Source organism: Burkholderia sp. AW33-5 (genome assembly GCF_053427615.1).
The window spans coordinates 155885-181719 of record NZ_JBSAXA010000010.1 but is presented as its reverse complement, the minus strand read 5'-3'; the positions used below and the strand labels follow the sequence as shown (position 1 = coordinate 181719).

The window sequence follows — 25835 nt, the reverse complement described above, 5'->3', positions numbered from 1 at the left end:
CGCGCACCGCCCGGCGCCACCTCAAGCGCGTGTGACGGCGAGATGTTAAAGTGCCCGCTACCAACGAAGCGACCAATAATCCAGCCGGCTGCGTGCGGCATTCCGCGCGCGGCCGTCACGCACTTGCGTCTCCATGTCGAACACCATGACTCACCGCCAGTCCGAACTGCTGCTGAATCGTCTCGAAGCGCTGAGCTCGGGCCCGACGCGGCAGCATCTGCCCGACGGCCTGCGCGGCATCGAAAAGGAAAGCCTGCGCGTGACGCGCGACGGGATGATCGCGTTCACGCCGCATCCGCGCGCGCTCGGTTCGGCGCTCACGCACCCGTCATTGACGACCGACTATTCCGAAGCGCTGATCGAACTGATCACGCCGGCGGAAGGCGACGCGTCGGTCACGCTCGAACGTCTCGACGATCTGCACCGCTACGTGTATGCGTCGCTCGGCGACGAGATGCTGTGGAACGACTCGATGCCGGGCCTGTTGCCGGCCGATGACGAAATTCCGATCGCCGACTACGGCACGTCGAACATCGGCCGCCTGAAGACGGTGTACCGCCGTGGCCTCGCGTATCGCTACGGCCGCACGATGCAGTGCATCGCCGGCATCCACTACAACTATTCGCTGCACGAGGAAGTGTGGCGGCGCCTGCATGCGGAAGAGGGCTCGACGGCCACGCTCGTCGATTACCAGTCGGAGCGCTATCTCGCGCAGATCCGCAACTTCCGTCGCCGCAGCTGGCTCCTGATGTACCTGTTCGGCGCATCGCCGGCACTCGACGCGAAATTCCTGCGCGGCAAACCGCACAAGCTCGACGCGTTCGATGCCGATACGCTGTACCGGCCGTACGCGACGAGCCTGCGGATGAGCGACCTCGGTTACTCGAACACGACCGCGCAGGCCGCGCTGCACGTCGACTACAACACGCTGCCCGGCTATCTCGATGCGCTGTCGAAGGCCGTGAGCGAGCCGTATCCGCCGTACGAGGCGATCGGCACGCATCGCGACGGCGAGTGGATCCAGATCAACACGAACGTGCTGCAGATCGAGAACGAGTTCTACTCGACGATCCGGCCGAAGCGCGTCACGTATTCGGGCGAGCGTCCGCTGCATGCGCTCGCGTCGCGCGGCGTGCAATACATCGAAGTGCGCTGCCTCGACATCGATCCGTTCGAGCCGACCGGCATCGCGCTGGAGACCGCGCGCTTCATCGACGCGTTCCTGCTCGCCTGCGCGCTCGACGAAAGCCCCGCGCTCGACTGCGACGCGTACAAGGAAGCGAATGCGAACTTCGGCAGCGTGACGATGGAAGGGCGCAAGCCGGGGCTCACGCTGGTGCGCGACGGCCAGCCGGTCACGCTGCAGGCGTGGGCGGACGACTTGATGGCCGATATCGAGACCGTCGGGCGCCGTCTCGACGAGATCCGCGGCGGCGACGAGCATGCGCGTGCGATCGCCGCGCAGCGCGAGAAGCTCGCCGATCCGGAGCGCACGCCGTCGGCGCGCGTGCTGCGCACGATGCGCGAGAACGGGCAGTCGTTCCTCGCGTTCGCCATCGCGCACAGCGAAGCGCATGCCGCGCATTTCCGCGCGAACCCGCCGTCGGCGGAGACGATGCGCGCCGAGCAGGCGCTCGCGGCGAAGTCGCTGGCCGAGCAGGCCGAGCTGGAAGCGAAGGAGGCCGGATCATTCGACGCGTTCGTCGCGGCCTATCGCGCCTATACGCTGAACCGCTTCAGCGTGTGATGGCCGTCGCCCGCTGCGCGTCGCGCGGCGGGCAGGCCGGTTGCGGGCCGGATGGTCGCGCGGTCATGCGCCCGGCCCGGGTCCAGCCGCTTCAGTGATGCGCGTACGTGTCGCGATCGATCACGCGCGGCAGCGCCGGCTTTCCTGATTCCACATTCGCATGGCCGTCGCTGCCGCGGCCGGCCGCGTCGCGCGCTTGGGCGGCGCGCTGCATGATCGCCTGCATGTTTTGCGGAAAGTCGGGACCGCTGGCGAGACTCGGCCGATAGCCGGCGGCCTGCAGTTCCGCGAGTTCCTGGCGAACTTGCGCGCGCGTCAGCGTCGATGCAGCTTGCGCCTGAGCCTGGGCGGCAACGGCCGAGCCGATCAGCACCAACGCGTACGCCGCACGTTTCATGGTCTTCATCGTGTTTGCTCCGTGTGGGTTCCGGAGCCGCGCCTTCGTCGGCACGGACGGAATCGATGCAGCGAGTCTAGGCTTCGGATGCCAAACGAAACACCCTGCGTCCCGTCAGTCACCTTTGCCGGTTGAGCAACATTGCGCCGGCGGCTTGCTGGCGCGCGCGTCAGCGGGGCGCCAGCGGCCGTTCGGCGTGCGGCGGATGCGGTGTATCGGCACCTCGCGCATCGGGGTTGCCCTCCTTGTAGAAGCGCGATGCGCCTCCTAACCTCTTTTAAGCGACCGATCGGTCGGCGTTTGCGGCATGGTTGCATGCGCGAGCCCCGGTCGACCGAGAGGCAGGGGATCTGAGCAAGCGCTAAAGCGCCAACTCAGGTCGACCGCGAAGCATGGGACCCGAGTAAGCGCTAAAGCGCCAACTCGGGTCGACACGGAGACACGATGAATCCCACCGCAGCCCTGCCGCCCGGCATCCTGTTCGCGCAGCCGTTGACGCCCGTCGCCAACTCGCTGTTCCTCTCGTTTCTCGTCGCCGTGATCCCGATCGCGGTCGCGCTGATCGCGCTCGGCGTGCTGCGCCGGCCCGCGTGGCAGGCGTCCCTCGCCGGCCTCGTCGCCGGCCTCGCGGTCGCGATCGGCGCGTGGGGCATGCCGGCCAGCCTCGCGTTCGACGCGGTCGGCGCCGGCATGGCGCTCGCGGTCGTGCCGGTGATGTGGATCGTCTTCAACGCGCTGCTGCTGTACAACATCGCGGTGAAGTCGGGCCGCTTCGACCAGTTCCGGCAGTGGATGCTCGACAACCTGCCCGACGACCGCCGACTCGTGCTGCTCGTCGTCGCGTTTTCGTTCGGCTGTCTGCTCGAAGGGATCTCCGGGTTCGGCACGCCGGTCGCGATCACCAGCGCGCTCTTGATCGCGCTCGGCTTCCCCGCGCTCGAAGCGCTCACCTACACGCTTCTGTTCAACACGGCGCCGGTCGCGTTCGGCGCGCTCGGCGTGCCGATCACCGTGCTCGGCGCGGTCACGTCGCTGCCGCCCGCGACGCTCGGCGCGATGGTCGGCCGGCAACTGCCGTTCTTCGCGCTGCTGCTGCCGTTCTACGTGGTCGGCGCGTACGGCGGCCTGCGCTCGATCGCGAAGCTGTGGCCCGCGCTGCTCGTGTCCGGCGGCAGCTTCGCGATCGCGCAGTTCGTCACGTCGAATTTCCTCGGCTACCAGCTCACCGACGTGCTGTCGTCACTCACGTCGCTGATCGTCACGATCGGCTTCCTGCAGGTGTGGAAGCCGCAACCCGATCCGCAATACGCGCTCGCGCGCAGCGTGCCAGCCGCGGCCGGCGCCGCGCGCGCGGGCTTCGGCGGCTGGCTGCCGTGGATCGTCGTGTCGGTGGTCGTGATCGTCTGGGTGCACGCGAACGTCGCGGCGATCGGCGACGTGAAGATCAAGTGGCCGGGCCTGCACAATACGGTGTTCGTGTCGCTGTATCACAAGCCGTATGCGGCGATCTGGGACTTCCAGCCGCTCGGCACCGGCACCGCGATCCTCCTGTCGGCGATCATCACGGCCGTGCTGACACGCACCGGCGTCGGCGCGTTCTTCGAATGCGTGGTCAAGACGTGGCGGCAGACATGGATCGCCATCGTCACGGTGATGATGATCGTCGGGCTCGCGTATCTGCTGAACTATTCGGGCATCAGCTACACGCTCGGCACCGGCGTCGCGTCGACCGGCGCGCTGTTCCCGCTCGTGTCGGCGTCGCTCGGCTGGATCGCGGTGTTCCTGTCCGGCAGCGACACGTCCGGCAATGCGCTGTTCGGCAACCTGCAGGTAGTCGCCGCGAGACAGCTCGGCTTCGATCCGGTGCTGATGGCCGCGACCAACTCGTCGGGCGGCGTGATGGGCAAGATGATCTCGCCGCAGAACATCGCCACGGGCGTGTCGACGACCGACCTGAAGGGGCAGGAAGGCGTCGTGTTCGCGCGCACGTTCTGGCACAGCGTGATCCTCACGCTGCTGCTCGGCGTGCTCGTGTTCCTGCAGCAGCACGTGTTCACGTGGATGATTCCGGCGCTGCCGAAGTAGCGCACGGCGGGAAGCAAGAAGGCAGGCACGAGGAAACCAACGAGGGAAGGCGCGGGAAAAGCGCCGGAAAAGTACGGGGAATGTGCAGGGAAGTGCGACGGGAAATGCGCGAAACCGGTGAACGCGGGGCGGCTCAGCGCGCGTTCACCAGCCGTGTGGCGTGCATTGGCTCGTGCGTCGCGGCCTGCGCCGGCAGGATGCACGCGAGGAACGCATCGATCGCGGGGCTCTGGCGGCGCGCCTTCAGGTAATACACGTATTCGTCGATCGTCGTGTCGACGCCGCGCAGCGCGACGACGCGCAAGTCCGGATGACGCTCGGCCTCGCCGCGCGGAAACAGGCTGCCGCCCACGCCATGCAGGATCGCCTCGCGGATCGCTTCGCGGCTGCCGATCTCGGCGACCGACGTGGCCGCAACGCCGGCCGCCGCGAGGATCGTCTCCGTGCAGCGGCGCGTGACCGATCCTTCCTCGCGCATCAGCAGCCGCACGTCGGCGAGCTGCGCGGCGTCGATCGCGTCGAAGCGCGCGAGCGGATGGTCGCGATGCACGACGAGCACGAGCGGATCGGTGGAGATCACCTTGCGTTCGAGGCCGTCCGCGTCATTGCGCTGCGACGACACCGCGAGGTCGATGCGGAATTCCTGCAGCGCCTGCAGGATCTCCTCGGAATTGCCGATCCGGCACGTGAGCGCGATGGACGGATGCGCATGCGAGAAGCGGCCGACCGCGTCCATGATGTAGTACGGCCCGGTCGCGCCGATCCGCAGATGTCCTTCGAACAGGCCGCCGACGTTGCGCAGCATGATGTCGGCCTGCGCCTCGAGCGCGATCATCTTCTCGACGAGCGGCAGCAGCTCGATCCCGGTCTCGGTGACTTCGAGCTTGCGGCCGCTGCGATAGAACAGCTCGACGCCGTACAACTGCTCGACCTGCCGGATCTGCGCGGCGATCGTCGGCTGGCTGACGCCCAGGTGGCGCGCGGCGCGCGTGATGCTGCCCTGCCGGACGGTCGCGTGGAACGCCTTCAGCTGATCGAACACGACTCGGCTTCTCCCCCCTCTTCATCGCGCGTCAGCGTAGCGCAGGCGTGTGTCGGCCGGATGAAAGGCGCGCCGGGCGCCGCTTCGAAAAAAAGCTGGGGGTGACCGCAAGAAACCTGCTGGAACCGGTCACGGCCGGGACACGCCGGTGCGGAGTAATAGCGGCAACGCACCGACCGCCGGCCCCGCTCGACCGGCGCCACCCTTACCGACCCACAGGATCCTCTTCATGTCCGCCACCAATCGACGCGATTTCCTGCGCCTCGCTGCCCAGTCGGCCGGCGCGATGGCCGCCTACGCCGGCTTCCCGCCCGCGATCCGCAACGCACTGGCCATACCGGCCGCCTATCGCACCGGCACGATCCGCGACGTCGAACACGTCGTGATCTTCATGCAGGAAAACCGCTCGTTCGACCATTACTTCGGCGGGCTGCGCGGCGTGCGCGGCTTCAACGACCCGCGCCCGCACCTGCTGCCGAACGGTGCGCCGGTGTGGCAGCAGCCGCCGGCGTCGGTGTTCACGAAGAACTACCATTCGCGCGGGCTCGACCCGTCCGCGCCGTACGTGCTGCCGTTCTACCTCGACCCGAAGCAGACGACCGAATTCCAGCCGGGCACCAACCACGGCTGGAGCAGCGGCCACCTGTCCTGGAACAACGGCCAGTGGGACCAGTGGGTGAACCAGAAGCAGGACGTGCTGACGATGGGCTACCTGAAGCGCCAGGATCTCACGTACCACTACGCATTGGCCGACGCGTTCACGATCTGCGACTCGTACTTCTGCTCCGCGCACGCCGACACGGCGCCGAACCGCATCTATCTGTGGACCGGCACGATCGACTCGCGCAACGTGTACGGCGCGCAGCCGAACGGCCCCGGCATCGGCGAGCGCAACAACACGAACGGCTACACGTGGACGACCTACGCGGAACGTCTCGAGAACGCGAAGATCAGCTGGAAGGTGTACCAGGGCGGCACGGGCATTCCGGGCGACCCGACCGACAACTACACCGACAATTCGCTGATGTTCTTCAAGAAGTTCCAGGTGAAGGAAGGCGCGAGCGGCCCGCTGGTCGACAAGGGCGCGTCGGACCACACGCTCGCCGAGCTGAAGGCCGACGTGCAGGCGAACCGGCTGCCGCAGGTGTCGTGGATCGTCGCGCCTTACAAGTACAGCGAGCACCCGCAGGCGTCGCCGACCGACGGCGCGTTCTACATCAACATGGTGCTCGAGGCGCTGACGTCGAACCCCGAAGTGTGGGCGAAGACGGTGTTCATCCTCAACTACGACGAGAACGACGGGCTGTTCGACCACGTCGTGCCGCCGGTGCCACCGGTCACGAGCGGCGTGGGCGGCCAGGGCATCGTGTCGTCGAACCTGCTGTCGAATCTCGGCGACGAACTGCTCGACCTGAACAAGTACCCGGGCGAGATGAGCCCGCTCGTGCCGGGCGCGGACCCGGGCGGCATCCAGCCGATCGGCCTCGGGCCGCGCGTGCCGCTGATCATCATCTCGCCGTGGACGAAGGGCGGCTGGGTCTGCTCGGAGACGTTCGACCACACGTCGGTGCTGCGTTTCCTCGAAGCGCGCTTCGGCGTGCAGGAGCCGAACATCAGCGCGTGGCGCCGGTCGGTCTGCGGCGACCTCACGTCGGCATTCGATTTCTCCGCGCGGCCCGATACGCGCACGGTGAGCTTCACGGTGCCGCAGCACATCGCCACCGCCGGCCAGGCGTACCAGGTGCCCGCGCAGCAGTCGATGCCGGCGCAGGAGCCCGGCACGCGTCCGGCGCGCGCGCTGCCGTACGAACTGTTCGTGCATGCCCGCGTGAACGGGCGCGACGACAGCGTGTCGCTCGATTTCGCGAACTCGGGTGACGCGGGCGCCGCGTTCTACGTGTACGACCGCCGCAATCCGGCGACGCCGCCGCGCCGCTACGCGGTGTCCTCGCACGACCGCTTCGCCGATACCTGGAGCACGTCGGCCGCGCGCGGCGACTACCATCTCGCCGCCTATGGCCCGAACGGCTATCTGTGCGAATTCCAGGGCAACACGCGGCTGGCCGCGGACGGCCGCCACGCGAATCCGGAAGCGAAGATCGGCTACGACGTGCGCAATCGCCACGTGTACCTGCAACTGCGCAACAGCGGTCGTGCGGCATGCCGCGTGGTCGTCGACAACGCGTACAGCCACGCGCATGCGCGCACCTACACGCTGGAGCCGGGCGAGCGGATCGAAGATCACTTCGAGTTGTCGTCGAGCCACGGTTGGTACGATCTGACGATCACCGCGACGACGCTGCGCGGCGGCGACGACAAGGTCGTGCGCCGCTTCGCGGGCCACGTCGAGACGGGCCGGCCGAGCCAGAGCGATCCGGGGCCGGTCAAGCAGACGGCCTGACGGCAGGCCTGCGTCGTGCGGTCCGGCGTGCGCGCGCCGGCCGCATTCCGGCACGAGGAACCGGTTTTTGGAAACTGAAAACTGTTGACAATATATCGGGCCGAGGGTATACAACGATCATTCGCCGACATGGCGCCCTTGTTCTCATCCGCGGCTTCGCTGCCTGCCCGATCATGACTGCCCCGAACGCGCTCAACGCCATCGAACTCCTGCAAAGCCAGTCGCTCGCGATGATTGTCCAGGACATGCTCGAGCGCGCGATCGTGTCCGGCGAATATGCGCCGGGCGAGAAACTCAACGAAGTCGATATCGCGACCAAGCTGAACGTGTCGCGCGGGCCCGTGCGCGAGGCATTCCGTGCGCTCGAGCAGGCCGGGCTGCTGCGCAACGAGAAGAACCGCGGCGTGACGGTGCGCGTCGTGCCGCTGCGCGAGGCAGAGGAAATCTACGAAGTGCGCGCGATGCTCGACGAGTCGGTCGCGCGCGCGCTCGCGAAACGCATTTCGCCCGATACGCTGAAGGTGCTGAAGGGCATCATCCAGTCGATGAAGGATGCGGCGAAGGCGCACGACGTCACGCGCTATACCGAGCTGAACGTGCAGTTCCACGACGCGATGGTGGTCGGGGTCGGCAATACGCACCTCACCGACACCTATCGCCGTCTCGTGCGCCAGCTCGGGCTGCTGCGCCAGGCCGCGATCGAGGCCGAGGAGGACGCGATCGCGGTGTCGGCGGCCGAGCACGGCAAGATCGTGCAGGCGCTCGCGAGCGGCGACGAAGAGAAGGCGGTCGCGCTCGTGCGCGAGCACCTCGCGCACGGCCTCGCGCGGATGCGCCGCACGCACGAGCAGGGGCTGCCCGCGGCGGGCAAGGCGGCGCGCGAGAAAGCCGCGCGCGTGTGACGCGGCCGCACGGGCGGTCGTACCAAAAGCAAAGGGACGCTTCGCAGCGTCCCTTTTTCATTGCGCTTCGTTGCGCGTCGCGTCATCGCTTCGTCACGCCTTGTCGGCCTTGCCCGCCGCGCTCGCGAATTTCGCGAGCCACGTGTCGATCCTCGCCGGCCGTCGGCTCTCGTCTTCCGCGCGCTCCTTGCGGCGGATCGCATTGCGCACGACGTGCGCGCCGACATAGCGGATCGGCTCCGGCGGGAAATGGCCGAGCGGGCCGCGCACGATCGGACTGCGCGTCCATGCGTTGTCGAGGCCGAGCACCAGCGACGACAGGATCTGCCCGCCCATGTAGGTCGGCCCGACGCCGTTGCCCGAATAGCCGAAGCCGTAGAACACGTTCGGCGCGTCGTCGAGGCGGCCGAAGAACGGGAAGCCCGTCACCGAGCGGTCCGACGGGCCGTTCCAGCTTGCGGTGATCGGCACGCCGGCGAGCGACGGGAAGAATTCGCGCAGGCTCCGCGTGAGCTGCGCCTCGTACGGCGAGCGCCGGTCGAACACCGGCGCGATGCGGCTGCGCCACGAGAACGTGTTGCCGCCCTTGCCGAGCATCAGCCGGCCGTCGGCGGTCGTGCGGTAGTAATACACGAAGATCCGCGAATCGAGCACCGACACGCCGTCCACGAGCCCGGTCCGCTCGAGCAGTTCCGGGCATTTCTCGGTGATGACCATGTCGCTCGACACGACCGCGATCGTGCGTTCGAACTGCGGGAAGCGGCTCGCCATCCACGCGTTGATCGCGAACACCAGCTTGCTCGCGCGCACGCTGCCGGACGGCGTGCGCACGACGGCCGGCTGCCCCGGCGTGAAGTCGACGAGCGGCGTGCGTTCGTAGATCCGGATCCCCATGTCGAGCGCGACGCGGCGCAGCCCGCGCACGAGCTTGCCGGGATGCACGGTCGCGGCGATCGGCGAGTACACGCCGTCGAGATTGCGTGCGGAGCCCGAGCGGCGCGCGACGTCGGCGGCCGGCAGCGGCTCGTAGCTGTGGATGCCGCACGCGGCGAGCGCGTCGAGCACCGGCGCGAGCGTGCCGACCTGCGCGCGCGACGTCGCGGTGTACAGCGTGCCGTCGAGCCGCAGCTCGGCATCGATGCGATGCGCGCGGCAGAAGTCGGCGATGTGCTGGACGGCCGCCTCCGACGCCTTCACGAGCCGGATCGCCTCCGCTTCGCCGAACAGCCTCCGCAGCGTCAGGAATTTCGCGGACCATGTCAGCAGGCAGCCGCCGTTGCGCCCGCTCGCGCCGGCGCCGCACAGGTCGGCCTCGAGTATCGCGATGTCGAGCGCCGGGTTCTGCTGCTTCGCCTGGATCGCGGTCCAGAGCCCGGTGAAGCCGCCGCCGACGATACAGACGTCGGCCTGCGTCGCGCCCTGCAGCGCGGGGGCGAGATCGCCATCGTTGAACAGTGCTTGTTCGATCCAGAAGGGTCGCATCGGATGTCGTGCCGGTAAAGGTCGAAGATTGCCGTGCCGCGCACGGCGGGAAAACGAAAGCGAAAACGAAGCCGCCGCGCGGCGACGCGTGACGCCGTGCGGCGGGTGCATCGCGTCAGGCCGCCGCTTCGGCGGACACACACCGCACGCCCATCGCTTTCAGCGTGTCGGCGATCGCGGCCACCGCGCCGCGCATGCCGGCTTCGCCGAAGTGGACGATGCAGCCGACGCGGAACGTGTCGACTTCCGTCAACTTGCCCGGATACGGAATGTAGCCGCGCTTTTTGACCTCCTGATAAAGGCGCTTGAAATCGTAGTTCGGATCGTCCGGTGTTTTGCCTTCTGTTCTCTGCATGTTGTTGACAATCTACAAATCATCAATTTTAATGTCAAGCATGGAAAGGACCTCCTCGGCGCGGCGCGGGCGCCGACAGCTCGACCCCTTCGAACCGAAAGGACTGAACGTCATGACCGAAACGCCTGTCTCCGTGGAAGTGAACGGCCGCCGCTACAACTGGATGAGCCGCCCCGTGGTGGTGGTCTGCGTCGACGGCTGCGCCTACGAATATCTCGAGATGGCGGCCGAGGCCGGCGTCGCGCCGTTCCTGCGCACGCTGCTGAAGCCGGGCACGGCGCTCAAGGGCGAGTGCGTGGTGCCGAGCTTCACGAACCCGAACAACCTGTCGATCGTGACCGGCGTACCGCCGGCGATCCACGGGATAAGCGGCAACTACTTCTACGATCGCGACACCGGCGCCGAGGTGCTGATGAACGATCCGAAGTACCTCGTTGCGCCCACCGTGCTCGCGACCTTCGCCGAACAGGGCGCGCGCGTCGCGGTCGTCACCGCGAAGGACAAGCTGCGGCGCCTGCTCGGCAAGGGGCTCAAGGGCATCTGCTTCTCGTCGGAGAAGGCCGACGAGGCGAGCCTCGAGGAAAACGGCATCGACAACGTGCTCGAGCTGGTCGGCAAGCCGGTGCCGAGCGTGTACAGCGCGGACCTGTCCGAGTTCGTGTTCGCGGCCGGCGTGCGCCTGCTCGAGACGCGCCCGATCGACCTGATGTACCTGTCGACGACCGACTATGTGCAGCACAAGTGCGCACCCGGCACCGACGGCGCGAACGCGTTCTACCAGATGATGGACGCGTACCTGAAGCGGCTCGACGCGCTCGGCGCGATCGTCGCGATCACGGCCGACCACGGGATGAACGCGAAGCACGACGACGAGACCGGCGAGCCGAACGTGATCTACCTGCAGGAGCTGTTCGACGAGTGGCTCGGCCACGACGCCGCACGCGTGATCCTGCCGATCACCGATCCGTACGTCGTGCATCACGGTGCGCTCGGCTCGTTCGCGACCGTCTACGTTCCGGCTTCCGCCGACGCCGACGCGCTGCGCGCGCGGCTCGCCGCGGTGGACGGCATCGAGGTCGTGCTGACGGGCGCCGAAGGCTGCGCACGCTTCGAGCTGCCGCCCGACCGGATGGGCGACCTGATCGTGATCTCGAAGCAGGACGTCGTGCTCGGCACGCGCCGCATCAAGCACGACCTGTCGGGCCTCGACGTGCCTCTGCGCTCGCACGGCGGGATCTCCGAGCAGATCGTGCCGCTGATCTTCAGCAAGCCGGTCGCGACCGACGTCACGGGCCGCGCGCGACTGCGCAACTTCGACATCATCGACATCGCGCTCAATCATCTGCAGTGACGCGGACGCATCCGCCAGGGAGACATCATGAACGCCATTGCAGCCTCGACGGCGGCCCGCTCGCCTCATCGTGAAGCACTGCGAATCGATGGGGAGCGGATTCATCGCGACGCAGTGATCGAGGTCCGCAATCCGTACGACGGAACGCTGGTCGGCACCGTGCCGAAGGCGACGCTCGACGACGTGCGACGCGCATTCGCGGTCGCGCGTGCATACCGGCCGTCGCTCACGCGCCACGAGCGTGCGGCGATCCTGCGCCGCGCGGCCGACATCGTGCGTGCGCGCACCGCCGAGATCGCGGCGCTGATCACGGCCGAGGCAGGGTTGTGCATCAAGGATTCGACGTACGAAGCGGGGCGCGTGGCCGACGTGCTCACGTTCGGCGCGGGCGAGGTGCTGAAGGACGACGGGCAGATCTTCTCGTGCGATCTGACGCCGCACGGCAAGAAGCGTCGCGTGTATACGCAGCGCGAACCGCTGCTCGGCGTGATCTCGGCGATCACGCCGTTCAACCATCCGATGAACCAGGTCGCGCACAAGGTCGTGCCGTCGGTCGCGACCAACAACCGGATCGTCGTGAAGCCGTCGGAGAAGGTGCCGCTGTCGTGCTACCTGTTCGCGGACATCCTGTATGAAGCCGGCCTGCCGCCGCAAATGCTGCAGGTGATCACCGGCGACCCGAAGGAAATCGCGGACGAACTGATCACGAACCCCGCGATCGATCTGATCACGTTCACCGGCGGCGTGTCGATCGGAAAGTCGATCGCGTCGCGGATGGGCTACAGGCGCGCGGTGCTCGAACTCGGCGGCAACGATCCGATCATCGTGATGGAAGACGCCGATCTCGACGAAGCGAGCACGCTCGCCGTGTCGGGCTCGTACAAGAACTCGGGGCAGCGCTGCACCGCGATCAAGCGCATGCTCGTGCACGAGGCGGTGGCCGATCGCTTCACCGAGCTGGTCGTCGAGAAAACCCGCGCGTGGGCTTACGGGAATCCGGCGGATCCGTCGGTCGACATGGGCACCGTGATCGACGAAGCGGCCGCGAAGTTCTGCGAGCAGCAGGTGAACGACGCGATCGCCCGCGGTGCGAGGCTCCTGGTCGGCAACGTGCGCGACGGCGCGTTGTATTCGCCGACGGTCGTCGATCGCGTGACGCCCGACATGCCGCTCGTGAAGTACGAAACGTTCGGACCGGTGTCGCCGATCATGCGCTTTCGCGACATCGACGACGCGATCCGGATGTCGAACAGCACCGACTATGCGTTGTCGTCGTCGGTCTGCACGAACCGCTTCGACAGCATCACGCGCTTCATCACGGAGCTCGAGGTCGGCAGCGTGAACGTGCGCGAGGTGCCGGGCTACCGGCTCGAACTGACGCCGTTCGGCGGCGTGAAGGATTCGGGCCTCGGCTACAAGGAAGGCGTGCAGGAGGCGATGAAGAGCTTCACGAACACGAAGACCTATTCGCTACCGTGGTAAGCGGTGCATGATGCGGACGCGTCGGCCGCCACGCGACGGTCAATCCTCGTCTTCGTGATGGTGACGACGCCAGCCGCGATGCCAGCCGTTGTCGTGCCGGTAGTAGCGGTAACGGTAGTCGCCGTAGTACGGGCCGTAATAGACAGGTGCCGGCTCGTAAATCACGGGCGGCGGCGGCGCGTAGTAGACCGGCGGCGCTTCGATCACGGGGCCCGGCACCCCGAAATACACGCCGATGTCGGCACGCGCGAACGCACTTGCCGACAGGCAGGCGGCCGCGATGCCGAGAGCACTGGACAACAGGATGCGTTTCATTTTCCGTTCACTCCGTTCGCGGGCGGCAAGGCCCGCGAGCAATCGGTTCACCATGTCTTCATGGTACGTAGCGCTTGCCGAATGGGTGATACCGCATCGTCGCTTCTGTAACTGCCGGTAACGAATCGTCGTACGATCGCCGCGCTGTATCGCGACGGATTTCGTCTGCGGAATGGGCGTGGCCGGCCGGCGCGTTCGTTATTCGACGCGCTCATATCGTTAGCGGATTTGCGTTTTTGCCGGATATCGGCGCGTCGGTAGAATTCGCGGACCTCTCGCGCGGCCGTTCGGGCCGGCGGGTCCACTCCCTTCCATCGTTCGGGGTCCGCACCATGAAATTCCTTCGCTCCATCCTGGTCGTTGCATTGCTGCAGGCCACTGCCGTCACGAGCGCGCTGGCGGCCGACGGTCTCGCGCAGATCAAGTCGGCCGGCGTGTTCCGGGTCGGCACCGAAGGCACTTATGCACCGTTCACGTATCACGATGCGTCGGGCAAGCTGACCGGCTTCGACGTCGACATCGCGACCGCGATCGCGCAACGGCTCGGCGTGAAGGCGGAGTTCGTCGAAGGCAAGTGGGACGGGCTGATCGCGGGCCTCGACGTGAACCGATACGACGCGGTCGTCAACGAAGTGTCGATCACCGATGCGCGCAAGGCGAAATACGATTTCTCGACGCCGTACATCACGTCCCACGCGGTGCTGATCGTGCGCGCGGACAACACGTCGATCCGCTCGTTCGACGACCTGAAGGGCAAGAAATCCGCGAACACGCTGACCAGCAATTTCGGCAAGCTCGCGGCCGCGCACGGCGCGGACGTGGTGCCCGTGCAGGGCTTCAACGAATCGATCGACCTGCTGAGCGCGGGGCGCGTCGACGCGACGATCAACGATTCGCTGTCGTACCTCGATTTCCGCAAGCACAAGCCCGACGCGAAACTGAAGGTCGCGGCGACCGACACGAGCGGCGCCGGCGATGCATCGGGCGTGCTGCTGCGCAAGGGCAGTCCCGCGCTGGTGGCGGCGATCGACAAGGCGCTCGCGGACATCAAGGCCGACGGCACCTACGCGAAGATCTCGCAGAAGTACTTCGGCCGCGACGTGTCGCAGCCGTGACGCGAGGCTGACCGATGCCGCCCTGGCTGCACCTGATGGCGGAATCGCTGCGGCCCCTGCTGGTGGCGGGGCTCGTGTTCACGGTTCCGCTCACGCTCGCGTCGTTCGCGATCGGCCTGCTGCTCGCGTTCGGCGCGGCGCTCGCGCGTCTGTTCGGGCCGCGCTGGGCGCAGGCCGGCGTGCGTTTCTACATCTGGTTGTTTCGCGGCTCGCCGCTGCTCGTGCAGCTGTTCGTGATCTTCTACGGATTGCCGAACGTCGGTATCGTGCTCGATCCGCTGACCGCCGCCGTGATCGGCTTCTCGCTGAACGTCGGCGCGTACAACGCCGAGGTGATCCGCGGCGTGATCGAGTCGATCCCGAAGGGGCAGTGGGAAGCTGCGTACTCGATGGCGATGACGCGCGCGCAGGCGCTACGCCGCGCGATCCTGCCGCAGGCCGCGCGTGTCGCGCTGCCCGCGCTGTCGAACTCGTTCATCTCGCTGGTGAAGGACACGTCGCTCGCGGCCGTGCTGACCGTGCCCGAGATCTTCCAGGCCGCGCAGCGCATCGCGGCCGTCACCTACGAGCCGCTGATCCTCTATACGGAAGCCGCGCTGATCTATCTGCTGTTCAGCTCGGTGCTCTCGTCGCTGCAACGTCGGCTCGAGCTCCGCTTCGGGCGCCATGCGTTGTTCCACGCGGAGTTGCGATGATCCGTCTCGAACGCATCGACAAATCGTTCGGCGCGCAGCGCGTGCTGACCGGCATCGACCTCGCGTTGCAGCCCGGCAGCGTGACCGCGTTGATCGGGCCGTCCGGCAGCGGCAAGAGCACGCTGCTGCGCTGCGTGAACCTGCTCGAAGTGCCGGAGGCGGGCGTGCTCACGGTCGGCGATGCCCGCATCGACTTCGCGGCGGGGCGTCGCCCGTCGCGCGATCACGTGTTCGCGGTGCGCCGTCAGACCGGCATGGTGTTCCAGAACTTCCAGTTGTTTCCGCATCTGAGCGTCGTGCAGAACGTGATGGAAGGGCTCGTGACCGTGCAGCGCTGGCCGCGCGAGCAGGCGCGCGAACGGGCGCTCGCGTTGCTGGACAAGGTCGGTATCGCCGACAAGGCCGACGCATGGCCCGCGACGCTGTCGGGCGGCCAGCAGCAGCGCGTGGCCATCGCCCGCGCGCTCGCACCGTCGCCGCAGGTGCTGCTGTGCGACGAGCCGACGTCCGCGCTCGATCCTGAATTGTCCGTCGAAGTCGTCGAAGTGCTGCGCCAGCTCGCGCGGGAAGGCACGACGATGCTGATGGCCACGCACGACCTGCGCCTGGCGGCGTCGGTCGCGCACGATGCGGTGTTTCTCGCGGATGGCCGGGTGGTCGAGGCCGGCGCATCGCGCGAACTGTTCGGGCGGCCGCGCGATCCGCGCACCGCGAAGTTCGTCGCGACGCTCGCGCAGGACGTGCCGGCCTTCTGATTTGCTGCGTCACGCGGTTGCGTGGTCGATCATTCCTGTCCGTGTGCGTCGAGCACCGCGGCGACGATCGCCTCGGGCGCATCCTCCTGGACCAGGTGCCCCGCACACGGCACGCGGATCAGCTTGCCGCCCGCGATGCGATCGGCGAGGGCCTGCCCCTGTTCGAGCGGAATCCACGCGTCGTCCTCACCCCACACGATGCGCACCGGAAAGTCCGGCGGCGCATAGCGTGCCTCGGCTTCCTCGATGTAACGCTGGCGCATTTGGGCGATCTGTCGATAGAACGCCGGCTGGCCGGTCGGCGTGAGCCATGGCGAGCGATAGATCGACAGCACGTCGTCGCTCAGCGGTCGCGCGACGGCATGGCCGATATAGGCCGACACGAGCGCATGGTGCGCATACGCCGGCAGCCCGGTGAACGCGGCTTCGTGCTGCGCGACATGCCGCACGAACGGCGAGCCTTGCGGCGCGATCGCGACCGGGTTCACGAGCGTCAGGTCCGAATACGCGATGCCGTCGAGGAAGTGCGCGCGCAGCACGGTCGCGCCGCCGTAATCGTGCGCAAGCACGCGCGGGCGCGAAATTTTCCATTCGTCGAGCAGGGCGCCGAACAGCACGTTCTGCCGGCCGAGCGAGACGTCCGCGTCGGGCATGTCCGACTGGCCGTAGCCGAGCAGGTCGTAGAAGAACACGCGATGGCGTCGCGCGAGCCATGGCGCGATCCGGCGCCACACCTGCGATGAAAACGGCGTGCCGTGCACGAGCACGAGCGGCGGCCCTTCACCGAGCGTGCCCCATGCGATCCGGTGACCGTCGAAAACGAAGCGATTGGCGAGATCGAGCATCGGTGCCTCCGTGCTAACCTGTTTGGGTTGATAACAGGTTACGCCTGTTCATCCGGATATGAAACCGATAGGTGGAAATAAATGGTTACTCGACATGAACCTGCGCGACAGGCGCACGCATGGACCGCGGCCGATTTCGTCGGCGGCCATCCGGCGCTCGATTTCCTGAACACGGTGGCCGACACGGGCAAGACGCGCGACGAGGACAAACTCGTCGACTGGGCGGCCGTGCGCGCGTGGGCGGAGAAGTCGGGCTTGCTGGCCCGGGCCGACCTGACACGGTTTCTGCGTTATCCCCGGCAGGACGGCGCGGACGAACTCGCTGCGCTGCACGGTTTTCGCGAGGATGCATACGTGGCGCTCGCGCACCTGACGAGCGGTGGCGGCGGCAGCGCCGGCGCGCGGGCGGCGCATCGGCTCGCGGAGGCGATTCGCGATGCGATCGGGCGCAGCACGTTCGACGCGGTCGATGGCCGCTTCGCATGGCGGCCCGATGCGCGTGCGGCGTCGCGCTGGGTCGACGCGGCCGCACTCGGGTTCGAGCATCTGCTGCGCGGCGACGACTTCGCGCGCGTGCGGCAGTGCGGCCGCTGTACGTGGTTCTTCGTCGATCGCGGCCGCGGCGTCGGGCGACGCTGGTGCGACATGCGCACGTGCGGGAATCGCGCGAAGGTGGAGGCGTTCAGGGAGCGGTGAGGCGAGGGCCGTGGTGTCGACGGCCCGGCTGCTCCGCGTTCGTCATTCCGTGAGTTCGTGCGGCCGATGGTCGGGCCACAGCGCACCGGTGACGAACAATCCGGCGACGAGGAACGGCGCGCCGATCGCGAACAGGATCGCCGTGAGTCCCCACCGGTCCCAGAACCGGTCGATGACCGCGCGCTCGGGTATGACGGGGTCGTACAGCACGTTGACCACCTCGCCTTCGTACAGCCCGGGGCGCGATGAAGCCGAGCCTTGCGCGAACGTGACCGGGCGGCCGCTGTCCGTCGTGAACGCAATGGTCGCCGAATAGAGCGACGTGCGTGTGCGGGACGATTGGGCGGATTCGGTGATCTCGACGACGTGGCCGGTCGAGTGCGCGTAATGGCGGGCGATCTGCCATTGTCTCAGCCCGGCGGCGCCGGCGCCGGCCAGGAAGCCGGTGCCGATCGCGATCGGCATCAGCACGATCGCGATGTTCCAGCGGCGCCGGGCCGACTTGCCGGCGGCCGGTGCGGCAAGCGCGTCGGCGTGCCGGCTGCGGCGCTCGCTCCTGTACAGCAGGCTGCCGATCGCAAGCGACGCGACCGCGAGCAGAGTCGGCACCGCGACGGGAAACCAGCGTTGCGTGAAATCGTCGATCAGCGCGGGACGGTTCGGATGGGCCGGATCGACCAGGACGTCCACGCTTTCGCCGATGTCGTACGCCGGGACCACCGATGCGGTATTGCCGGCGACTTCACGGCGATGGCCGTCGTTCGCGAGATAGGCGACGATCGGGCGGTATCCACGCATCGCGTCGCTGTCCTGCACGATGCGCACGACCGTGCCCGGCGTGCGGACCAGATCACCCACCGCATGGCTCGCGATGACGGCCAGCATCGCTGCGACCACGAGCAGTGCAACGCCGAGCGCGAGTGCGACGAGCGCTTCCTTACGTGGCATGGCCGGATTCGCGGTGCGCGTCGCGCGACGGGGCCGGATGCGATCGGGGGGATGGCGCGACTCGACGCGCGCGCCGCTGTCGGCGTGACCATGCCCTCTGAATGGTCGCGTCTCGCTCACATGATTCCATGTCTGACGTCCCATGCTCTCTCAGTGCCGGCGGCGATATGGCGATCGCCGTCCCGGTCGTGTGATATTTTGTCGGACGATTCTAGCGGAAAGTGCGCGGGGCGAGGCATGTATGTAATTGCATGCCGTGATGCGGGGGAGTCAGGCGGGCGCCTGAATCGGTCGCCGGAACGGAAAAAGGCCGGTCAGCTTGCGCTGACCGGCCTTCTGAATTCCTGGTGGGGCGTGAGTGACTCGAACACTCGACCTACGGATTAAGAGTCCGCTGCTCTACCAACTGAGCTAACGCCCCCAACAGAAGAAAGATTATGCACGGGTATTTCGGCCTTGGCAAGCGCTTTCTGCAAATTTCCTGAAAATACTTCGTCACGGCCGCGGCGGTTCCCTGCGCGGTCACGAGCGATCGCAGTTGGCGCGCTCCCGGTATGATGACGTCCACACCTGTTGCGCGGCGGTCGCGCAACATTTTCTGGACATTCGAAGATGGACGAAAACGCAGTCCGCGAATTGTTGGACCGCCTGCTGGCCCCGTGGGTCCGCTCGCTCGGTCTGGTCCCCGTATCGATCGGCGACGACAGCGTCACGATGCGCCTGCCGTTTTCCGGCGAATTCCGTCATTCGGGCGGCATCATCTGCGGGCAGGTGTTCACGGCCGCCGCCGACACCGCGATGGTGGTCGCGATCTCGGTCGCGCTCGGCGAGTTCCGGCCGATGACCACCGTGTCGCTGAACACGAATTTCATGCGTCCGGTGCGCAAGGGCGACGTGCTCGTCACCGCGCGCGTGCTGCGGATGGGCCGCAACCTGGTGTTCGGCGAAGTCGAGCTGTTCGACGAGGACGGCAAGATGGCCGTTCACGCAACGTCGACCTACGCGCTCGTCGGCTGAGCGGCGCGATGTTCGACCAGATCGTTTTCGCGGGCGGCGGCAATCGCTGCTGGTGGCAGGCGGGCTTCTGGGACGTTGCCCAGCCGGCGCTCGGCTTGCGTCCGCGCGTGATCGCCGGCATCTCGGCCGGCGCGGCGACCGCCTGCATGCTGTATACGCGCGACGCCGCGTGGGTGATGCGCTATTACGAGGAGGCGCTGCGCCACAACCGCAAGAACGCGTACTGGGGCAACCTGTTCGGGCGAGAGCCGGTGTTTCCGCATTACCGGATCTACCGTCAGGCGCTGCTCGACATCTACGGCGAGCCGTTCCCGCAACTTGCCGACGCGCCGGAGATCCGCATCGGCGTGTCGCACGTGCCGCGCTGGCTCGGCGCGCGCAGCGCGGTCGCGGCGGGCCTCGTTGCATACAACATCGAAAAGTACGTGCGCAAGACGCTGCACCCGACGCTCGGGCGCACGCTCGGCTTCCGGCCCGAGTTCGTGCGCGCGCAGGCATGCGCGAGCGTCGAAGAACTCGCCGACCTGATCCTGCAGTCGTCGTGCACGCCGCCGTTCACGCCGGTGCTGCGCCGCGGCGGCCGGCCGGTGCTCGACGGCGGCATGGTCGACAACGTGCCGGTCGACGCGCTCGACGCATCGCCGGGCGACGTGCTGGTGCTCGTCACGCGGCTGTATCCGCACCCGCAGATGTTCACGGTCGCGCATGGCGACCAGCGGCGGCTCTATGTGCAGCCGTCGAGCAAGGTGCCGATTTCGAGCTGGGATTACACGAGTCCGTCGCAGATGCGGCATGCATACGACCTCGGACGGCGCGACGGCGAGCATTTCCTCACGCGCGTCGACGCGATGACGGGCGGCCGCGTGGCCGCCTGAAGGCGGGAACGGAGAAACGGAGCCGCGCGGCGAACGCGGCTCGCGCCGGTCAGCGCACGCGGCGCGGCGTCAGCGCTTCCGGATTGACGACGCTCGACAGGTCACCCTGGTCGAACGCGAGGATGTTCCGGAACGCCGCGCTGAAGTAGAGCTCGTAGCTTTCGCGCTCGACGTAGCCGATGTGTGGCGTGCAGATCACGTTTTCCATCCGCAGCAGGCTGTAGCCCTGCAGGATCGGCTCGCTCTCGAACACGTCGATCGCGACCATTCCCGGACGGTTGTGCGACAGCGCGTTGACGAGCGCGTTTTCCTCGAGCAGTTCCGCGCGGCTCGTGTTGACGAGCAGCGACGTCGGCTTCATCCGCATCAGGTCTTCCTGCTTCACGATCCCGCGCGTGTCGTCGTGCATGCGCAGGTGCAGCGACAGCACGTCACTCTGCTCGAACAGCGCTTCGCGGCTCTCGGCGGCGGTGTAGCCGTCGGCGCGTGCGGCCTCGAGCGAATGCTCGCGGCCCCAGATCAGCACGTTCATCCCGAACGCCTTGCCGTAGCCGGCGACCAGCCGGCCGATCTTGCCGTAGCCCCAGATGCCGAGCGTCTGGCCGCGCAGCACCTGGCCGAGACCGAAGTTCGGCGGCAGCGCCGACGTCTTCAGGCCCGACTGCTGCCAGGCACCCTGTTTCAGGTTCGCGACGTATTGCGGAATGCGGCGCTGGGCGGCCATCACGAGCGCCCAGGTCAGTTCGGCGGGCGCGACCGGCGAACCCGTGCCTTCGAGCACCGCGATGCCGCGATCGGTACACGCTTCGAGGTCGATGTGGCTCGAGATGCGGCCGGTCTGGCTGATCATGCGCAGGTTCGGCAGCTTGGCGAGCAATTGCGACGAAATCGGCGTGCGCTCGCGAATCAGCACGAGCGCCTCGACTTCCGCCAGGCGGCTCGCGAGTTGCCCCAGGCCGCGTACCGTGTTGTTGAAGACCTTCACGTCGTGCTCGGCGAGCATCTCGAAGCAGTTCAGCTTGCGGACGGCGTCCTGGTAGTCGTCGAGGATGGCAATTTTCATGATCAGCGGGAGTCGCGCGTTGAAAGCGGCAGTGGCGGCGGCGCACGTCGCGCACCCGTCCCGCCCGGCCGGGGCCGACATGATGCTACGTCGGCGGACGTCGTGGTGTCTTTTTAACAGGTTGTTACGCTCCGCCGCAATCGGCGCCGGCCAGACCCGGCGCCGCTCCCGTCGGCTGCGGCGGGGTGCGATGTTGTGTCGCATCAGACACGTCCTTCCTGATTCGGCCGCTTACCGGACGAGGTTCACCCAATTGTTGCTTCAATCAGAATAATTGGATCATCCATTCGCGGTGAGTGAGGATTTTTGACTATTTTTATCGTCAACGCAGGCCTTGTTGAGCAACTCTGCATCATTTCCGCTGTCGTAGGAGAATTACGCATATGCTTCAACTTTTTGAAGTTGTAACAGCGGCAGGAGTCGTTTATGGATCATTTGCAGTCGATGCGCGTGTTCGTCAAGGTTGCGGATCTCGGCAGTTTCGCGCGGGCCGCGAGTGCAATGGATATCTCCAACGCGGTCGCGACGCGTCACGTCGCCGATCTGGAAGGCCGGCTCGGCACGCGTCTGCTGAACCGCACCACGCGCAGCCTTTCGCTGACGGAGTCGGGCCAGGTCTACCTGGAGCGGGCGCGCCAGATTCTCGATGAGCTCGAGGATGTCGAACAGATGGTCGTCGCGCGCAATCACGAGCCGGTCGGCACGCTGCGCATCGTCGCGCCGGTCGTGTTCGGCCTGCACAACCTTGCGCCCGTCCTGCAGTCGTACACCGAGAATTTCCCGAAAGTGGTGCCGGATCTGACGCTGGTCGATCGCCAGGTCGATCTCGTCGAGGAAGGTTTCGACGTCGGCATCGTCGTCACGCGTCAGATGCGCAGCGCGAGCATCGTCACGCGTCGGCTGACCACGGGCTGCATGACCGTGTGCGCGACGCCGAGCTACCTGGAAAAGCACGGCGTGCCGACCCACCCGGAACATCTCGCCGAACACCCGGCGCTGAGCTTGCCGACCGAATACTGGGGCGACGAGCGCGTGTTCACGGGGCCGGACGGCGAAGTGCGCGTGCGCCCGACCAACGTGATCGTCGCGAACAACACCGCGATGCTGCGCCAGTTCGCGCTGCTCGGGATGGGTGTCGCGATCCTGCCGAGCTACCTGATCGGCAGCGACATCGCGCGCGGTGCGCTGGTGCGGCTGCTGCCGGACTTCCGGCTGCCGCAGGTCGAGATCAACATCGCATATCCGAGCCGGCGCCATCTGCCTGCGAAGGTGCGCACGTTCATCGACCACCTCGTCGAGTATTTCAGCCACTCGACCGACGCGACGATGGGCGAACAGTGGGCCGCACAGGGTGCTGCGCCTGCGCCGATCGGCGTCGAGACGCGTGCCGAGCCGCCCGAATCGACCGGCCCGAACCTGCAGCCGCGCCTCGCGCGTTCGCCGCGCGCGCGGGTCGCGGTGCCATCGCCGCTGTAACGTCGCGGCGGCCGCGCACCGACCCGGCCAGCATCAAGAAAAAACGCGGATCGAGCGATCGATCCGCGTTTTTTTTATTGCCGCTTGCATGGCCGTGCGTCCGACGTGCGACGCGCCGGGGGAGCCCCCGGCAGCCGGAGCATTACGAGCCGGTCTTGCGCGCCGTCGTCTTGCGGGCGGCGGTCTTGCGGGCCGGTGCCGGCTTCTCGTCGGCGCCTTCCGTGACGGTTTCGGCGTCCTTCGTCGCCGATTTTGCCGTCTTCTTCGCGGCGGCAGCCTTCGGCTCCTTCTTCTCGAACTCGAAACCGATCTTGCCGTCCGGCTGCTTCACGAGGAAGGCCTTGAAGTTGCGGCCCGTGCGCGACGACTTGAAGTTCGGCAGCAGATCCGTGCGGCCGTCGGCCAGCAGCTTCGCCATCTGCTCGCGCGTGATTTCCTGCTGCAGGATCACCTTGCCCGAACGGAAGTCGCAGGTTTTCGGATTCGCGACCGAGTGCTCGCACACATAGCTCATCCCGTGCTCGAACACACGGCCCTTGCACTTCGGGCACGCGCCGACCGGTTCCTGCGCGGAGAAGTCGGGCGCCTCGCCTTCCTCACCGCCCTGGTCCTGGCCGAAGTCGAACTCGAGCTTGTAGTTCTTCGTCTCGTCGTCGAACGAGAGCTTCAGGATCGCCGAGAACGGACGGCCCATCTTGCTGCGGAAGCCGGACAGCGGACCGATCGTCTTCTGCTGCAGCAGCTCCTCGACTTCCGCGATCTCGAACTGCCGGCTACCCGGAATCTTCGAGATCGAGAACTCGCACTTCGTGCACGCGAAGCGGCGGTAGTTTTCCTTCACCTGGCCGCCGCAGTTCGGGCATGGCGTCTCGAGCGTCGCGTAATCGCCGGGGATCGTGTCGGAATCGTATTCCTTCGCGCGCTTGACGATCTGCTGCGTCATGCGGGCGATTTCCTGCATGAACGCGTCGCGCCCGAGGTTGCCGCGCTCCATCTGCGACAGCTTGTATTCCCATTCGCCGGTGAGCTCGGGCGCGGTCAGCTCCTTCACGCCGAGCCCGCGCAGCAGCGTCATCAGCTGGAATGCCTTCGCGGTCGGGATCAGTTCGCGGCCTTCGCGCACGAGATATTTCTCGCCGAGCAGGCCTTCGATGATCGCCGCGCGCGTCGCCGGCGTGCCGAGGCCCTTCGCGGCCATCGCCTCGCGCAGTTCGTCGTCCTCGACGAGCTTGCCCGCGCCTTCCATCGCCGACAGCAGCGTCGCTTCCGAGTAGCGTGCGGGCGGTTTCGTCACGAGCGCGACCGCGGCGATCTCGTCCGTCTTCACCTTCTCGTCCTTCTGCACCGGCACGAGGTTCGCGTCCGCGCCTTCGGCGTCGCGGCCGTACACCTGCAGCCAGCCCGGCTCGACGAGCACCTTGCCTTCGGTCTTGAAGTGATGACCGGCGACTTCGGTGATCCGCGTCGTGACGCGGAATTCGGCCGCCGGGAAGAACACCGCGAGGAAGCGCTTCACGACCATGTCGTACAGCTTCTGCTCCGGCTCGGACAGCGACTTCGGCGCCTGCAGCGTCGGGATGATTGCAAAGTGGTCGCTGATCTTCGAGTTGTCGAAGATCCGCTTGTTCGGCTTCACCCAGCCCTTGTCGAGCACCTGCTTCGCGTGCGGCAGGTAGTTGTGGCTCTCCTTGAGCATCTCGAGCGTGGACTGCACCGTCGAGAGGTAGTCTTCCGGCAGCGCGCGCGCATCGGTACGCGGGTAGGTCAGCACCTTGTGCTTTTCATACAGCGCCTGCGCGAGACCGAGCGTGTTCTTCGCGGAGAAGCCGAAGCGGCTGTTCGCTTCGCGCTGCAGGCTCGTCAGGTCGAACAGCAGCGGCGACAGCTGGGTCGACGGCTTCGATTCCTCGGATACCGTGCCGACCTGGTCGCGGCACGCGGCGACGATCGTCTCGGCGGCCGGCAGGCTCCACAGGCGGGAGTCGCGCTTTTCAGGATCGAATTCGTCGCGCTTGAATTTCGGGTCGAACCACTTGCCTTCGTAGAAGCCGCCCGCGCACGCGAACTCGGCCTTCACTTCCCAGTAGTCGCGCGGGATGAAACGGCGGATTTTCTCTTCACGTTCGACGACGATCGACAACGTTGGCGTCTGAACGCGGCCGACGGTCGTCAGGAAGAAGCCGCCGCCCTTGCTGTTGAACGCGGTCATCGCCCGCGTGCCGTTGATCCCGACGAGCCAGTCGGCTTCCGAGCGGCAGCGTGCGGCGTCGGCGAGCGGCTGCATGTCCGTGTCGCTGCGCAGGTGCGCAAAACCGTCGCGGATCGCCTGCGGCGTCATCGACTGCAGCCAGAGGCGCTGGACCGGCTGTTTCGCCTTCGCGTGCTGCACGATCAGGCGGAAAATCAGCTCGCCCTCGCGCCCCGCGTCACATGCGTTGATCAGGCGATCGACGTCCTTGCGCTTCATGAGCTTGGTCAGGACTTTCAGGCGCGACTCGCTTTTTGCGATCGGGTTCAGGTCGAAATGCGGGGGGATGACGGGCAGATGAGCGAAGCTCCATTTCCCGCGCTTGACCTCGTACTCTTCCGGGGCGGCGATTTCCAGCAGGTGGCCGACCGCGGACGACAGGACGAATTCGTCGCTCTCGAAGTATTCGTCATGCTTGGTAAAGCCGCCCAAAGCGCGCGCGATGTCGTTCGCGACAGAAGGCTTTTCCGCAATGATCAGTGCTTTGGACATGACAGATATGTGTTGGTAGACCGGGTTCGCCGGCGTGGGTCCCTTTTACGA

General features: G+C 66.8%; 21 protein-coding genes, 1 tRNA gene and 1 pseudogene. 13 read left to right on the top strand and 10 right to left on the bottom strand.

The genetic code is table 11. The features are described 5' to 3' along the window. The first annotated feature begins 133 nt into the window (after nucleotides 1-133). A complete protein-coding gene (gshA, locus tag ACV22V_RS18250) occupies nucleotides 134-1747 on the top strand; it encodes a glutamate--cysteine ligase (RefSeq protein WP_059691904.1) in 1614 nt (537 codons plus the stop codon). 91 nt (nucleotides 1748-1838) lie between these two features. Here gshA and ACV22V_RS18245 read toward each other — a convergent pair whose 3' ends face one another. Next, entirely contained in the window at nucleotides 1839-2153 is a 315-nt protein-coding gene (locus tag ACV22V_RS18245; RefSeq protein WP_448014934.1) for a DUF4148 domain-containing protein, read from the bottom strand. A gap of 435 nt (nucleotides 2154-2588) precedes the next feature. On the opposite strand from ACV22V_RS18245, the gene ACV22V_RS18240 reads away from it, so the two are divergent. Next, complete coding sequence (locus ACV22V_RS18240) at nucleotides 2589-4229, top strand: L-lactate permease (RefSeq protein WP_059534874.1); 1641 nt, start codon at nucleotides 2589-2591, stop codon at nucleotides 4227-4229. A 133-nt stretch (nucleotides 4230-4362) separates the two neighbouring features. Here ACV22V_RS18240 and ACV22V_RS18235 read toward each other — a convergent pair whose 3' ends face one another. Beyond that, nucleotides 4363-5271 (bottom strand): LysR family transcriptional regulator, encoded by a 909-nt coding sequence (locus ACV22V_RS18235; protein WP_448014933.1) that lies wholly within the window; start codon nucleotides 5269-5271, stop codon nucleotides 4363-4365. Nucleotides 5272-5500: 229 nt separating this feature from the next. Between ACV22V_RS18235 and ACV22V_RS18230 the strand changes: the two genes are divergently transcribed. Next, on the top strand, nucleotides 5501-7672 hold the full coding sequence (locus ACV22V_RS18230) for a phosphocholine-specific phospholipase C (RefSeq protein WP_223962867.1): 2172 nt from the start codon (nucleotides 5501-5503) through the stop codon (nucleotides 7670-7672). A 173-nt stretch (nucleotides 7673-7845) separates the two neighbouring features. Continuing rightward, nucleotides 7846-8574, top strand: coding sequence for a phosphonate utilization associated transcriptional regulator (locus ACV22V_RS18225; RefSeq protein ID WP_059534880.1), 729 nt, complete (start codon nucleotides 7846-7848; stop codon nucleotides 8572-8574). A 93-nt stretch (nucleotides 8575-8667) separates the two neighbouring features. Here the strand turns inward: ACV22V_RS18225 and ACV22V_RS18220 are convergent, their stop codons facing one another. Together ACV22V_RS18220 and ACV22V_RS18215 are read right to left on the bottom strand one after the other, a co-directional pair. After that, nucleotides 8668-10056, bottom strand: a complete 1389-nt coding sequence (locus tag ACV22V_RS18220) for an FAD-dependent oxidoreductase (protein ID WP_448014930.1) — start codon at nucleotides 10054-10056, stop codon at nucleotides 8668-8670. Between the two features lie 115 nt (nucleotides 10057-10171). Next, nucleotides 10172-10387: pseudogene (locus ACV22V_RS18215) on the bottom strand (2-aminoethylphosphonate--pyruvate transaminase); the annotation flags it as partial. A gap of 136 nt (nucleotides 10388-10523) precedes the next feature. Between ACV22V_RS18215 and phnA the strand changes: the two are divergent. Both phnA and phnY read left to right on the top strand, forming a co-directional pair. Continuing rightward, a complete protein-coding gene (phnA, locus tag ACV22V_RS18210) occupies nucleotides 10524-11762 on the top strand; it encodes a phosphonoacetate hydrolase (protein WP_448014928.1) in 1239 nt (412 codons plus the stop codon). Between the two features lie 27 nt (nucleotides 11763-11789). Next, a complete protein-coding gene (phnY, locus tag ACV22V_RS18205) occupies nucleotides 11790-13244 on the top strand; it encodes a phosphonoacetaldehyde dehydrogenase (RefSeq protein ID WP_448014927.1) in 1455 nt (484 codons plus the stop codon). Between the two features lie 39 nt (nucleotides 13245-13283). Here the strand turns inward: phnY and ACV22V_RS18200 are convergent, their stop codons facing one another. After that, a complete protein-coding gene (locus tag ACV22V_RS18200) occupies nucleotides 13284-13559 on the bottom strand; it encodes a hypothetical protein (RefSeq protein ID WP_059535130.1) in 276 nt (91 codons plus the stop codon). A gap of 332 nt (nucleotides 13560-13891) precedes the next feature. On the opposite strand from ACV22V_RS18200, the gene ACV22V_RS18195 reads away from it, so the two are divergent. The 3 genes from ACV22V_RS18195 to ACV22V_RS18185 are packed head-to-tail and all read left to right on the top strand — an operon-like array spanning nucleotide 13892 to nucleotide 16124. Continuing rightward, nucleotides 13892-14674, top strand: coding sequence for an amino acid ABC transporter substrate-binding protein (locus tag ACV22V_RS18195; RefSeq protein WP_059819971.1), 783 nt, complete (start codon nucleotides 13892-13894; stop codon nucleotides 14672-14674). A 14-nt stretch (nucleotides 14675-14688) separates the two neighbouring features. Then, complete coding sequence (locus tag ACV22V_RS18190) at nucleotides 14689-15369, top strand: amino acid ABC transporter permease (RefSeq protein WP_059534893.1); 681 nt, start codon at nucleotides 14689-14691, stop codon at nucleotides 15367-15369. Beyond that, nucleotides 15366-16124: an amino acid ABC transporter ATP-binding protein gene (locus tag ACV22V_RS18185; RefSeq protein WP_448014925.1), complete on the top strand. Its 759-nt coding sequence runs from the start codon at nucleotides 15366-15368 to the stop codon at nucleotides 16122-16124. The genes ACV22V_RS18190 and ACV22V_RS18185 overlap by 4 nt, the downstream gene beginning before the upstream one ends. Before the next feature lie 29 nt (nucleotides 16125-16153). On the opposite strand, the gene ACV22V_RS18180 is transcribed toward ACV22V_RS18185, so the two are convergent. Further along, entirely contained in the window at nucleotides 16154-16969 is an 816-nt protein-coding gene (locus ACV22V_RS18180; RefSeq protein ID WP_059691911.1) for an alpha/beta fold hydrolase, read from the bottom strand. Nucleotides 16970-17050: 81 nt separating this feature from the next. Between ACV22V_RS18180 and ACV22V_RS18175 the strand changes: the two genes are divergently transcribed. Further along, nucleotides 17051-17665, top strand: coding sequence for a CGNR zinc finger domain-containing protein (locus ACV22V_RS18175; RefSeq protein WP_448014923.1), 615 nt, complete (start codon nucleotides 17051-17053; stop codon nucleotides 17663-17665). Between the two features lie 42 nt (nucleotides 17666-17707). On the opposite strand, the gene ACV22V_RS18170 is transcribed toward ACV22V_RS18175, so the two are convergent. Both ACV22V_RS18170 and ACV22V_RS18165 read right to left on the bottom strand, forming a co-directional pair. After that, a complete protein-coding gene (locus tag ACV22V_RS18170) occupies nucleotides 17708-18757 on the bottom strand; it encodes a DUF3592 domain-containing protein (protein ID WP_448014922.1) in 1050 nt (349 codons plus the stop codon). Nucleotides 18758-18958: 201 nt separating this feature from the next. Beyond that, nucleotides 18959-19034 (bottom strand) — tRNA-Lys (locus tag ACV22V_RS18165). A 191-nt stretch (nucleotides 19035-19225) separates the two neighbouring features. On the opposite strand from ACV22V_RS18165, the gene ACV22V_RS18160 reads away from it, so the two are divergent. Further along, a complete protein-coding gene (locus ACV22V_RS18160; protein ID WP_059534903.1) occupies nucleotides 19226-19630 on the top strand; it encodes a PaaI family thioesterase in 405 nt (134 codons plus the stop codon). 8 nt (nucleotides 19631-19638) lie between these two features. Continuing rightward, entirely contained in the window at nucleotides 19639-20505 is an 867-nt protein-coding gene (locus ACV22V_RS18155; protein WP_448014920.1) for a patatin-like phospholipase family protein, read from the top strand. Nucleotides 20506-20554: 49 nt separating this feature from the next. On the opposite strand, the gene ACV22V_RS18150 is transcribed toward ACV22V_RS18155, so the two are convergent. After that, nucleotides 20555-21568: a D-2-hydroxyacid dehydrogenase family protein gene (locus tag ACV22V_RS18150; RefSeq protein WP_057924643.1), complete on the bottom strand. Its 1014-nt coding sequence runs from the start codon at nucleotides 21566-21568 to the stop codon at nucleotides 20555-20557. A 426-nt stretch (nucleotides 21569-21994) separates the two neighbouring features. On the opposite strand from ACV22V_RS18150, the gene ACV22V_RS18145 reads away from it, so the two are divergent. Beyond that, a complete protein-coding gene (locus ACV22V_RS18145) occupies nucleotides 21995-23044 on the top strand; it encodes a LysR family transcriptional regulator (RefSeq protein ID WP_059534907.1) in 1050 nt (349 codons plus the stop codon). 142 nt (nucleotides 23045-23186) lie between these two features. Here the strand turns inward: ACV22V_RS18145 and ACV22V_RS18140 are convergent, their stop codons facing one another. After that, the gene (locus ACV22V_RS18140) at nucleotides 23187-25784 is read right to left on the bottom strand and encodes a DNA topoisomerase III (RefSeq protein WP_059691915.1); all 2598 of its coding nucleotides are present in this window, start codon (nucleotides 25782-25784) and stop codon (nucleotides 23187-23189) included. Nucleotides 25785-25835 lie beyond the last annotated feature (51 nt).